At 68.8% G+C, this 14,219-nt stretch carries 1 protein-coding gene; it reads left to right on the plus strand.

Annotated features, from left to right (window positions below):
* A partial coding sequence (locus B0T44_RS24705) for a non-ribosomal peptide synthetase (protein WP_139795349.1) occupies positions 1–14,219 on the plus strand: 14,219 nt, incomplete at both ends.

A 14,219-nucleotide genomic window follows, 5' to 3' on the forward strand; every position in this document is an offset into this window, starting at 1 on the left:
TGAACCGCTTCGATATCGGGACCGACACCGCCACCGGCGCGGCCGGGGCCGCCTACAACCTGCCCGCCGCGGTGCGGTTGCAGGGCGCGCTCGATCTGGACGCGCTGCGCGGCGCGGTCGCCGATGTGATCGTGCGGCACGAAACGCTGCGCACGATCTACCCGTCGCACGACGGGGTCGCCTACCAGCGGGTGCTGCCGTCGACGAAGGCGATCCCGGAACTGGACGTGATCGCCGCCGACGAGGACGAGATCGCTGCGGCGCTCTACGCATTCACCAGCCGCGGCTTCGATGTCACCACCGAGCTGCCGGTGCGGCTGCGGGTGTACGAGGTGGGCGCGCAGGACTATCTGCTGGCCATGGTGGTGCACCACATCGCGGCGGACGGTTTCTCGCTGCGCCCGCTGGTGCGCGATCTGATGACCGCGTACGTGGCGCGCACCGCCGCGGTGGAGCCGGGCTGGCAGCCGCTGGACGTGCAGTACATCGATTTCGCGCTGTGGCAGCGGGAAACGCTGGGTTCGGAAGACGATCCGACCTCGCTGATCTCCCAGCAGCTCGACTATTGGCGTGGCGCGCTGGCCGGCCTGCCCGACGAACTGCGGCTGGCCGGGCGCCCGCGTCCCGCCGTTGCCTCCTATGGTGCGGGCACGCACCGATTCCGGGTGCCCGGCGCGCAGATCGAGGAACTGAACCGGGTCGCGCACGAGCACGGCACCACGCTGTTCATGGTGGTGCACAGCGCGTTCGCGACGCTGCTTGCGCGGTTGAGCGGCACCGACGATATCGCTGTCGGTATCCCGGTCGCCGGTCGTGGTGAGCAGGCGCTCGACGATCTGGTCGGCATGTTCGTCAACACGCTGGTGTTGCGTGCCCAGATCGATCCCGGCCAGTCGTTCACCGAGCTACTCGCGCAGGTACGTGAACGCGACCTGGCCGCGTTCGCCCACGCCGATGTGCCGTTCGAACGGCTGGTGGAGGTGCTGAACCCGGCGCGTTCGCAGGCGCGGCATCCACTGTTCCAGGTGATGCTGTCGTTCCAGAACCTGGGCCGCACCTCGCTGGAACTGCCCGGGCTCACCGTATCCGAACTCCAGATCGACCAGCCGACGGCGAAATTCGATCTGCAGCTCACGTTGAGCGAGGTCACCGGCGCCGAATCGGAGATGGACGCCGAGCTCGTCTACGCCACCGACCTGTTCGACGCCGATTTCGCGAGCGCGTTCGCGGCCCGGTTCCTGCGGGTGCTGCGCGCCGTCACGGCCGCCCCGCAGCTGCCGGTCGGTGATATAGACCTGCTCGACAACACCGAACGGCTGCGCATCCTGGACCGGTGGAACGCCACCGAGTTCCCGGTGGATGCCGCACTGACCTCACCGGTCGGTGACGCCGCCGCAACCCTGGTGTCGCTGTTCGAGGCGCAGGTCGCGCGTACTCCCGACGCATTCGCGGTGACGTTCGAGGGGACAAGTCTGTCCTACGCCGAGTTCGCCGACCGGGTGCATCGGCTGGCGCGCTGGCTGAAACAGGCCGGGGTGGGGCCGGAATCGTATGTGGCGCTGGGTATGCGGCGCTCGGTGGATCTGGTTGTCGGTATGTATGCGGTGAGCGTGGCCGGTGGGGCGTATGTGCCGCTGGACCCGGATCATCCGGCCGAACGTATCGACTACATCCTCGACACCGCCCGCCCCGTGTGCGTGCTGACCTCGGGTGCGGATCTGGACACCAGCCTGTCGCGGCAGGTGCGCATCGACGAATTGGACCTGTCCGGGTTCTCTGGCGCTCCGCTCACCGACGCCGACCGGCATCGGCCGCTGCGCCCGGACAACACCGCGTATGTGATCTTCACGTCCGGTTCGACAGGTCGCCCGAAGGGTGTGGCGGTGTCGCATGCGGCGATCGTGAACCGGCTGGTGTGGATGCACGCCGAATACGGGCTGGCCGCCGACGATGTGGTGTTGCAGAAGACGCCTGCGACGTTCGATGTGTCGGTGTGGGAGTTCTTCTGGCCGTTGCAGGTCGGTGCGCGTCTGGTGGTCGCGAAACCGGACGGGCATCGTGATCCGGCGTATCTGGCGCAGGTGATCGTGGCCGAGCAGGTGACGACGGTGCATTTCGTGCCGTCGATGTTGTCGGTGTTCGTCGCCGAGGAGAGCACGGCCGAATGCCGCACGCTGCGTAATGTTTTCGCTTCGGGTGAGGCGTTGCCTGCGGCGACGGCGCAGCGGTTGCGTGAGTTGACCGGTGCGCGGTTGCACAACCTGTACGGTCCGACCGAGGCCGCGGTGGATGTCACGTTCCATGAGGTGACCGATGCTGATACCGCGTCGGTGCCGATCGGTGCGCCGGTGTTCAACACGCAGGTCTACGTGCTGGACGCCCGACTGCGGCCGGTCCCGGTCGGCGTGCCCGGCGAGCTGTACCTGGCCGGTGCGCAGCTGGCGCACGGCTATGTCGGCAGGCCCGACCTGACCACCGAGCGTTTCGTCGCCAACCCGTTCGGTGCCGGTGCGCGGATGTATCGCACCGGTGACCTGGTGGCGTGGAACGCTGCGGGGGAGCTGGATTATCTGGGTCGTACCGACTTCCAGGTGAAGGTGCGCGGTCTGCGTATCGAGCTCGGCGAGATCGAATCCGCGCTCAGCGCAATGCCGACCGTGGCACAAGCGGTGGTGCTGGTGCGCAACGACGACCGCACCGGCGACCAGCTGGTCGCCTACCTGATCGCCGATCCCGACCGGGTCATCGATATCGAGTCGGTGAAGCTCGAACTCGGACAGCGGTTGCCCGCGTACATGGTGCCGTCGGCGTTCGTGGTGCTCGACGAGTTCCCGTTGAATGCTTCCGGCAAGCTGGATCGTAAGGCGTTGCCTGCTCCGGTGTTCGAGGCCAAGGTGTTCCGGGCTCCGTCGACTCCGATCGAGGAGATCGTGGCCGACACCTTCGCCGATGTGCTGGGCACCGAACGTGTCGGCTTGGATGATGATTTCTTCGAACTCGGCGGCAACTCGCTGGTCGCCACCCAGGTGGCGGCCCGCCTCGGTGTGGCGCTGAACACCCAGGTACCGGTGCGGGTGCTGTTCGAGGCATCGAATGTGGCCGCGCTGGCGGTGCGGCTGGAATCGGCCGCCGGTCAGGGTGGGCGGGCACCGTTGGTGCCGCAGGAACGTCCCGAACTGGTGCCGCTGTCGCCCGCACAGCAACGGATGTGGTTCCTCAACCGGTTCGACAACCGCACCGCCGTCAACAACATCCCGGTCGCGGTCCGGCTCACCGGCGAACTCGATATCGCCGCGCTCAATGCCGCGGTCGGCGATGTGCTGGCCCGGCACGAGGTGCTGCGCACCGTTTACCCCGAGGTCGACGGCACCGGCTACCAGCGGGTGCTGCCTGCCGACGAGGTCCGCTTCGAGCTGACCGCCGAAGACGTCGACCCCGCGCAGATCACCGCGCGAGTCATCGAACTCGCCGGCGTGTACTTCGATGTCACCAGCGAGATCCCGTTCCGGGCCGATCTGTTGCGCCTGGACGATCACACCCATATCGCCGTACTGGTCATGCACCACATCAGCGGTGACGGCTTCTCGCTGCGCCCGCTGCTGCGCGATGTGGTCGCCGCCTACACCGAACGCGCCAGGGGCGAGGCCCCCGGCTGGGCGCCGCTGCCGGTGCAGTACGCCGACTACGCGCTGTGGCAGCGCGAGGTGCTCGGCGACGAGGACGATCCGCAGTCGCCTGCCGCCCGCCAGATCGCCTACTGGACCGAACGGTTGCAGGATCTGCCCGACCAGCTGGAGCTGCCTACCGACCGGCCCCGGCCGGAAATCGCCTCGAACGTGGGCGCCACCCATGATTTCGCGGTGGACGCCGACCTGCGCGCCGCGCTGGAGGAACTGGCCCGCGCCCACGGCACCACCCTGTTCATGGTGGTGCATGCCGCGTTGGCGACCTGGGCGGCGCGACTGTCGGGCAGCGACGATATCGCCATCGGCGCACCGATCGCGGGGCGTGGTGAACAGGCGCTCGACGATCTGGTCGGCATGTTCGTCAACACCCTGGTGCTGCGCAACGAGGTGCGGCCGGGTATGCCGTTCACCGAACTGCTCGAGCAGGTGCGCCGCACCGACCTCGCCGCGTTCGCCAACGCCGATGTGCCGTTCGAGCGGCTGGTGGACATCATCAGCCCGGCCCGCTCCCAGGCGCATCACCCGCTGTTCCAAGTGGCGCTCACCTTCGAAGCCGCATCCGCCGCCGACGCGGGCACCGTCAGCCTGCCCGGTCTCGACCTGGATGTGCTCGACCTCGATCCAGGCACCGCCAAATTCGATATCCAGCTGACCGTCGCCGAAACCGCTCCCGGCGCGGGCGCGGGTGAGCTGAAACTGTCGTGGAACTACGCCACCGAACTGTTCGACGCCGAAACCGTCACCGCGTTCGCCGACCGGCTGCTGCGCGTGCTGCGCACCGTCGCCGAGGAACCTGCCGTAGCGGTGGGCGATATCGATCTGCTGGGTGAATCCGAGCGGCTCGACGTCTCGCAGCGCTGGGTGTCCTCCGGCGCAGACGCGGGCACCGGTGTTTTCGCCGTCACCGGTCTGCCCGCCGACGACGCCACCGGCGCGACCCTGGCCGGTCTGTTCGCCGCCGCCGCCAGCGAATACCCGCAGCGCATCGCGGCGCGCTTCGGTAACGACAGCCTGACCTACGCCGAACTGGATCGGCGCGCGAACGTGCTGGCGCGCAGGCTGATCGAAGACGGGGCGGGCCCGGAGAAGCTGGTCGCGGTGATCCTGCCGCGGTCGCTGGACCTGGTGGTCTCGCTGCTCGCGGTGATCAAGACCGGTGCGGGCTATGTGCCCGTCGACCCGGCCTACCCGGCCGAGCGCATCGCCTACGTGCTCGACGATGCCCTCCCGACCAGCGTCGTCATCGACGCGGCCGTACAGGTCGAGGTGCCCGCCGGGCTGCCGAAGGTGGAAGTCGGTGGGTTCGCCGTCGAGGCGGGCAATGTGGTCGACGCCGACGACGGCCCGGTCACCGACGCCGACCGGATCGCGCCGCTGCGCCCGGACAACACCGCCTACGTCATCTACACCTCCGGCTCCACCGGCCGCCCGAAGGGTGTCGCGGTCACGCACCGCAATGTGGTGCGGTTGTTCGCCAACACCGACCGCGAATTCGGGTTCGGTCCGCAGGACGTATGGACGCTGTTCCACTCCTACGCCTTCGACTTCTCGGTGTGGGAGCTGTGGGGTCCGCTGCTGTACGGCGGCACCCTGGTGGTTGTCGACTACTACACCTCCCGCTCGCCGGAGCAGTTCCTGGAACTGCTGCGCAGCGAACAGGTCACCGTGCTCAACCAGACCCCGTCGGCCTTCTACCAGCTCGCCGAAGCCGACCGCAACGCCCACAGCGGTTCGCCGCTGGCGCTGCGCTACGTGGTGTTCGGCGGTGAGGCGCTGGAACTGCGCAGGCTCACCGACTGGATCGCGCGCCACGGCGACGGCACCGAAGGCCGCGCCCTGCCCGACGGCGACGGAGAGACCGCGTCACCGCTGCTGGTGAATATGTACGGCATCACCGAAACCACAGTGCACGTGTCGTACCGGGCGCTGGACGCCGCCACCATCGCCGAAGCCTCCGGCAGCGTGGTCGGCCGGGCTATCGCCGGACTGCAGGTGTATGTCCTCGACAGCAGGCTGCGGCCGGTGCCGGTCGGGGTTGCGGGCGAAATGTATGTTGCGGGACCGCAGCTGACCCGCGGCTACCTGGGCCGGCCCGACCTGACCGCGGCGCGGTTCGTCGCCAACCCGCTCGCAGGCAACGACGGTGCCGGTTCGCGGCTGTACCGTTCCGGTGACCTCGCCCGCTGGAACCGTTTCGGTGAACTCGAATACCTCGGGCGCGCCGACGATCAGGTGAAGGTGCGTGGTTTCCGCATCGAACTCGGCGAAATCGAGGCCGCGGTGCTGGCCCAGCCGGGTATCGCGCAGGCGGCGGTCATCGTGCGCGAAGACCAGCCGGGCGATCAGCGGATCGTGGCGTATGTGGTGTCCGATCCGGGTGTCGCGCCCGACCTGGATGCGGTGCGTGAGGGCGCGGCCGAGCGGCTGCCCGCGTATATGGTGCCGTCGTCGGTGGTGCGGCTGGAATGGATCCCGTTGACCGTCAACGGGAAACTGGACCGTCGCGCGCTGCCTGCGCCGACCGCGCAGTCGCGTACCTTCCGCGCGCCGGTCACCCCGGTGCAGGAAACCGTGGCCGAGGTCTTCGCCGAGGTGCTCGACCTGCCGAGGGTCGGCGTGGACGACGATTTCTTCGACCTGGGCGGTAACTCGCTGATCGCGACCCGTGTGGTGTCGCGGATCGGTGCGGCGCTGGGTACCACGGTCGCGGTGCGCACCCTGTTCGAGGCCTCGACGGTGGAGGCGCTGGCGGCGCGGGTGGAAACCCACACCGGTGCCGCGCGCGCGAAACTGGTGGCCCGTCCGCGGACCGCCGGGGAACTGGTGCCGCTGTCGTACGCGCAGCAGCGCATGTGGTTCCTGAACAAATACGACACCTCCTCAGCCGCCTACAACCTGCCGCTGGCCATCCGGCTGTCCGGTGACCTCGATGTCGAGGCGCTGCGGCTGGCGGTCGCCGATGTGGTGCGCCGTCACGAATCACTGCGCACCCGCTACCCGGAACACGGCGGCACTCCGGTACAGGTGATCGTGCCCGCAGAACAGGTGGAGCTGCAGCTGCGCCCGGTGCGGGTCGCGGCCGAGCAGCTGACCGAATCGGTCATCGAGTTCGTCTCCGCGGGCTTCGATGTGGCCGAACAGGTTCCGCTGCGCACCCGGCTGTACCAGGTGAGCGCCGACGACCATGTGTTCGTGGTCGTGGTGCATCACATCGCCGCCGACGGTTTCTCCATGGGACCGCTGGCCCGCGACGTGATGCTGGCCTACAGCGCCCGCACCCGCGACAGCGCGCCCAGCTGGGAGCCGCTGGCGGTGCAGTATGCCGATTTCGCGGTGTGGCAGCGCGAAGTGCTGGGCAGCGAGGACGATCCGGAGTCGCTGCTGGCGCGTCAGGTCGGTTACTGGCAGCGCGCGTTGGACGGCATCACCGACGAACTGGCGTTGCCCGCCGACCGCCCGCGTCCGGCCGTTGCCTCGCTGCGCGGCGCGACCATCCACACCGAACTGCCCGGCGAACTGGTCGCCGCGCTCGACGAGGTGGCGCGCCAGCGCGGTGCGTCGCTGTTCATGGTGATGCACAGCGCGCTGGCGGTGCTGCTGTCGCGGCTGTCGGGCAGCGACGATATCGCTGTCGGCACCCCGATCGCCGGTCGCGGTGAGGCCGCGCTCGACGATCTGGTCGGCATGTTCGTCAACACCCTGGTGCTGCGCACCGGGATCGACCCGGCCGAATCCTTCGCCGAACTGCTCGACCGGGTGCGCCGCACCGACCTGGACGCCTACGGTAACGCCGACGTTCCGTTCGAACGGCTGGTGGAACTGCTTGCGCCGCAGCGGTCGCAGGCCCGCAACCCGCTGTTCCAGGTGATGCTGGCCTTCCAGAATCTGGGCCGCACCGAACTGCAGCTACCTGGGCTGTCGGTGTCGGCGCTCGATCTGGACGAGAACATCGCCCGGTTCGACCTGCAGTTCACCCTGTCCGAGCAAGGAGCTCCGGGCTCGGGTATGGCGTTGGCGCTCACCTACGCCACCGACCTGTTCGACCGGTCGACCGTGACCGAGATCGCCACCCGTTGGCGGCGGGTGCTGGAAGCCGTCGCCGCCGACGCCTCGATCCCCGTCGGCGCCGTCGATGTGCTCGACGCGACCGAATACGCCGATCTGGTGCACCGCACCGGGCCGGAAGCGGTGCCGCCGCGGCTGCTCGCCGATCTGCTGGCCGACGCCGCCGCGCGCGACCCACAGGCGCCCGCTGTCGTGTTCGAGGGGACAACTGTGTCCTACGCCGAACTCGATGAACGCTCGAACCGCCTGGCGCGGTTGCTGATCGCCGAGGGCATCGGCCCCGAAGATCTGGTTGCCGTCGGTGTGCCGCGGTCGGCTGATTCGGTGTTGGCCGCGTGGGCGGTCACCAAGACCGGTGCGGCGTTCGTCCCAGTCGACCCGAACTATCCGGCCGAGCGTATCGCGCACATGGTCACCGACTCCGGTTCCACCATCGGTCTGACCGTGGCCGCGGTGCGCGAGGGTCTGCCGGATTCGGCGCGCTGGCTGGTGCTCGACTTCCTCGACCTGGACGCGTTCGAGGCGACCGCGATCACCGATGCCGAGCGGTTGCGTCCGGCGCGGCCGGAGCAGCCCGCGTATGTCATCTACACCTCCGGTTCCACCGGTGTGCCCAAGGGTGTTGTCGTCACCCACACCGGCCTGGCCAACTTCGCGACGGAGCAGAACGAGCGGTACGCGCTCGATTCCGCTTCCCGCGCCCTGCATTTCGCCTCACCCAGCTTCGACGCCTCGATCCTGGAGCTGCTGCTCGCGCTCGGTCGCGGCGGCGCGCTGGTCGTGGTGCCGCCCGGGGTGTACGGCGGTGAGGAGCTGTCCGAGCTGATCCGCACCGAGCGGGTCACCCATGCGTTCATCACCCCGGCCGCGCTGGCCACCTTCGACCCGAGCGGGTTGGATACGCTGCGCGTGGTCGTCGCCGGTGGTGAGGCGTGCCCGCCGGAGCTGGTCGCCAAATGGGCGGTGCCGCTGGCCGACGGCTCGATGCGGCACTTCCACAACGGTTACGGCCCCACCGAAACCACCATCATGACCAATATCAGCGATCCGCTGGCGCCCGGCGACACCGTCACCATCGGCGCGCCGACCCGCGGCATGCGGTCGCTGATCCTGGACGCCCGGCTGCGCCCGGTGCCGGTGGGTGTCGCAGGTGAGCTGTATCTGTCGGGTATCCAGCTGGCGCGCGGCTACCATGCCCGCCCCGGGCTGACCGCGGAACGGTTCGTCGCCAACCCGTACGAGCCGGGTGCACGCATGTACCGCACCGGTGACGTGGTGCGCTGGACCCGCACCGGCGAAGTGGAGTACGTGGGTCGCTCCGACTTCCAGGTGAAGGTGCGCGGTTTCCGTATCGAGCTCGGCGAGATCGACGCCGCGCTGGCCTCGCACGACAACGTCGACTTCGCGGTCACCGTCGGGCACCGCAGTGCCGCGGGCGCGACCTCGCTGGTGTCGTATGTTGTTGCCGCATCGGGGCATTCGATCGATGTCGCGGCCCTGACCGCGCATGTCGAGGAACGGCTGCCCGCCTATATGGTGCCGTCGTCGATCATGGTGATCGACCATGTGCCGCTGACACCGGTCGGCAAACTGGACCGCAAGGCGCTGCCGGAACCGGTGTTTGCCACCGAGGTGGTGTTCCGCGCCCCGCGCACCGCGGTCGAGCAGACCATCGCCGAGGTGTTCGCCGAGGTGCTCGGCGTGGAGCGGGTCGGTGTGGACGATTCGTTCTTCGCTCTTGGTGGCGACAGCATCGTCTCCATCCAGCTGGTGTCGCGGGCCAAGGCGCGCGGTGTGGTGTTCACGCCGCGGAATGTGTTCGAACAGCGCACCGTGGCCGGGCTGGCGGCGGTCGCCGAAACCGCCGACACTGCCGACACCGCTGCGCCGGTGCTGGCCGAACTGCCCGGCGGGGGAGTCGGTTCCCTGCCGCTCACCCCGGTGGTGCGGTTCATGGCGCAGCGGCGCGGATCGTTCGCCCGGTTCAATCAGACATTGGCGCTGGAACTGCCCGCCGGTATCGACCGGGCCGGTATCGCCGCTACCGTCGGCGCGGTCATCGACCGGCACGACATGCTGCGGGCGAGCCTGCGCACCGAGAACGGCGCATGGGTGCTGGAAACCGCCGCGCCCGGCACCGTCGACGTGGACGCGCTGATCGACCGCACCGAATTCGATGCCTCGATCCGCGATGCGGAACTGTTCGATCTCGCCGCCGACGCCCTCGACGCCACCCTGGACCGGCTCGACCCCGCCACGGGTGTGGTGATCCGGTTCGTCTGGCTGGAACCCGACCGCGCCGAGCGCGCGGGCCGGCTCATCGTCGCCGCCCACCACCTGGTGGTCGACGGCGTGTCCTGGCGCATTCTGGTGCCCGATTTCGTCACTGCTTGGGGGCAGATCACCGCAGGTCAGCGGCCGGAACTGGTCGCACCCGCCACCTCGATGCGGGCCTGGGCGCACGCCTTGGAGCAGGCCGCGCACAGCGCCGAACGGGTCGCCGAACTCGACTACTGGCGTTCGGTGGTCGGTGCCGCCGATCCACTGCTCACCGCGCGGGCCATGGACCCGGCGGTCGACACCTCGGGTGTGATCGACAAACTGCGGGTCGAGGTGTCCGCGGAGGTCACCAAGGCGCTGCTGACGACCGTGCCCGCACTGTTCCACGGTGGAGTCAACGATGGTCTGCTCACCGCGCTGGCACTGGCCACCGCCACCTGGCGGGCCCGGCGCGCCACCGGTGCTCGGCCCGACGATTCGCTGCTGATCCGGCTGGAAGGCCACGGCCGTGAAGAAGAGGTCGTACCGGGTGCGGACCTGTCGCGCACGGTCGGCTGGTTCACCGCGATCTTCCCGGTCCGGTTCGACCTGAGCGGTATCGATATCGAATCCGCGCTCGCGGGCGGTCCTGCGCTGGGCGCGGCCCTCAAGGCCGTCAAGGAACAGCTGCTCGCGGTGCCGGACAAGGGCATCGGCTACGGCATGCTGCGCTACCTCAACAGCGATACCGCCGCCGAACTGCCCGCCGAACTGCCGGGCCAGGTGAGCTTCAACTACCTGGGTCGGGTCGCCGAGGGCGATGTGCCCGACGCCTTGCGCGGCTACGGCTGGGTCCCGGCACCGGAACTCGGTGCCCTCGGCGGCGCCTACGACACGGATATGCCTGCGATGGCGCCGCTGGATATCAACGCCATCGTCACCGGCGACAAACTGTCCGCCAATATCGGCTACCCGACGACCCTGCTCGGCCCCGACGAGGTCCAAGAGTTCGCCGACCTGTGGGTCGCTGCCCTGGAAGCGGTGGCCCGGCACGCCAACTCCAGCGGCGCGGGCGGACACACCCCGTCGGACTTCCCGCTGCTGCGCACCACCGGCCGCACCCTCACCCAGCGCGATATCGACGGCTGGGAGCAGCGGTTCCCGGCGCTGACCGATGTGTGGCCGCTGTCGGCGCTGCAGGCGGGCCTGCTGTTCCACGCCCATCTGGCCGCCACCTCGGTGGACGTCTACACCGCGCAGGCGGTGCTCACCCTCACCGGCCGGGTGGACGCCACCCGGTTGCGTGCGGCCGCGCAGGCAGTAGTGGACCGCTACGAGAACCTGCGCACCGCGTTCGTCACCGATCACGACGGAAACCCGGCGCAGGTGGTGCTCGACGGTGTCCGCGTCGCCTGGGCCGAATACGACCGCGTCGACACCGGTGACGCCGGCGACCTGATCGCGCAGGACCGGCTGCGTCGCTTCGATCTGACCGAACCGCCGCTGATCCGGTTCACCCTGATCAAGGTGGCCGACGGTGATGGGGGGACCGGTGCGGCTCGTTGGCAGTTCGTGGTGTCCAACCACCACATCCTGCTCGACGGCTGGTCGATGCCGCTGCTGATGCGGGATCTGCTGGTGCTGTATGCGGCGCACGGTGACACCAGCGCACTGCCCGCTGCCCGCTCCTACCGGCATTTCCTGGAATGGGTGGCCCAGCAGGATCATTCGGCGTCGCTGGCTGCGTGGACGAACGCGCTGCGTGGCGTCACCGAACCCACACTGCTGTCGCGCCCGGAGCTCGGCGGCGGTGCGTCGCGGGAGATCACCACACTGTCCGGCGAGTACCTGTTCGACCTGGACGAGGCTGCCACCGCGCGGCTCACCGCGCTGGCCGCCGAACTCGGCGTCACCGCCAATACCGTGCTGCAGGTCGCGTGGGCGATCCTGGTCGGCCGGATGACCGGACGCGACGATGTGGTGTTCGGCACCACCGTTTCCGGCCGCCCGGCGCAGCTGACCGGTGTCGAAGAGATGGTCGGCCTGTTCATCAACACCGTGCCGGTGCGGGTGCGTTTCGATCCGGCCGAGTCGGCCACCGCACTGCTCACCCGCACCCAGGGCGAGCAGGCCGACCTGCTCGACCACCACTATGTGGGCCTGGCCGATATCCAGTCCGCGGCCGGGACTGCGAACCTGTTCGACACCCTGGTGGTGTTCGAGTCCTACCCGGTCGACGCCGAGGGCATTCAGGCCCAGGCCGCCGATATCGACGGTATGGCAGTGGTCGGCCTCGATGCCGCCGACGCCACGCACTACCCGCTGACCCTGATTGCCCAGCTGGATACCAAGCTCCGCATTCGGGCCGGTTACCTGCGCGACCTGTTCGATGAGGAGACGGTGCGCCGGATCGCCGACCGGCTGGTGCGGGTGCTCACCGCCATCACCACCGAACCGACGGTGCCGGTGGGTGATGTGGAACTGCTCGACTCCACCGAACGCGAGCTGGTCGTCTCCGGCTGGAACGACACCGCCTACGAGGTGGACGACACCGCGACTCTGGTGTCGCTGTTCGAAGCGCAGGCTGCCCGCACCCCGGATGCGCCCGCGGTGACGTTCGAGGGGACAACTCTGTCCTACGCAGAGTTCGCCGCCCGGGTGAATCAGCTGGCGCGCTGGTTGATCGAACGCGGCGTCGGCCCGGAATCCTATGTGGCGCTGGGTATGCGGCGCTCGGTGGATCTGGTCGTCGGTATGTACGCGGTGAGCGTGGCCGGTGGCGCGTATGTGCCGCTGGACCCGGATCATCCGGCCGAACGGACCGAATACATTCTGCGCACCGCCGACCCGGTGTGCGTGCTCACCTCGGGTAGTGATCTGGATATCGATACCGCGCAGGTGCGTATCGATCTGCTCGACCTGTCCGGGCTGTCCGACGGGCCGGTCACCGATGCCAAGCGGCGGAAGCCGTTGCGGCCGTCGAACACCGCGTATGTGATCTTCACGTCCGGTTCGACAGGACGCCCGAAGGGCGTGGCGGTGTCGCATGCGGCGATCGTGAACCGGCTGGTGTGGATGCAGTCGGAGTACGGGCTCGCGACTGATGATGTGGTGTTGCAGAAGACGCCCGCCACGTTCGACGTGTCGGTGTGGGAGTTCTTCTGGCCGTTGCAGATCGGCGCGCACCTGGTTGTCGCGAAACCGGACGGGCATCGCGACCCGGCGTACCTGGCGCAGGTGATCACCGAAAAGCGGGTCACCGTCACTCACTTCGTGCCGTCCATGCTGTCGGTGTTCGTCGCCGATCCGGCTGTCGCCCAGTGCGGTTCGCTGCGCATGGTGTTCGCCTCCGGGGAGGCGCTGCCGCCGAAGCCCGCGCATCGGCTGCGTGAGCTGACCGGTGCGCGGTTGCACAACCTGTACGGTCCGACCGAGGCCGCGGTGGACGTCACCTTCCATGAGGTGACCGACGCCGACACCGATACCGTGCCGATCGGCGCACCCGTCTACAACACCCGGCTGTACGTGCTGGATGCCCGGCTGCGTCCGGTTCCGGTGGGTGTGGCAGGTGAGCTGTATCTTGCGGGCGCCCAGCTGGCCGAGGGGTATGTGGCGCGGCCCGATCTGTCCGCGGATCGTTTCGTCGCCAACCCGTTCGGCGAGGGCGAGCGTATGTATCGCACCGGTGACCTGGTGGCGTGGAATGCGGCCGGGGAGTTGGATTACCTGGGTCGTACCGACTTCCAGGTGAAGCTGCGTGGTCTGCGTATCGAGCTGGGTGAGATCGAAACCGCGCTCAGCAGCGCCGACGAGGTCGCCCAGTCCGTCGTCGTGGTGCGCGGCGACCAGCACACCGGCGATCAGCTCGTCGCCTACGTCGTCGCCGCAGGCGATACCGTGGTCGACACCGAAACCCTGCGGGAGGACCTGTCCCAGCAGCTGCCCGCCTACATGGTTCCGGCGGTGATCATCGTCCTCGACGAGTTCCCGCTCAACGCCTCCGGCAAGCTGGACCGCAAGGCGCTGCCCGCGCCGGTGTTCGAGGCCGCGGTGTTCCGCGCCCCCACCACCCCGGTCGAGGAGATCGTCGCCGACACCTTCGCCGATGTGCTCGGCCTGGACCGGGTCGGCTTGGACGACGACTTCTTCGCGCTCGGCGGTAACTCGCTCAGCGCCACCCAAGTCGCCGCCCGGCTCTCCGCCGCCCTC

Source organism: Nocardia donostiensis (assembly GCF_002081715.1).
GTDB classification, from domain to species: Bacteria; Actinomycetota; Actinomycetes; order Mycobacteriales; family Mycobacteriaceae; genus Nocardia; species Nocardia donostiensis.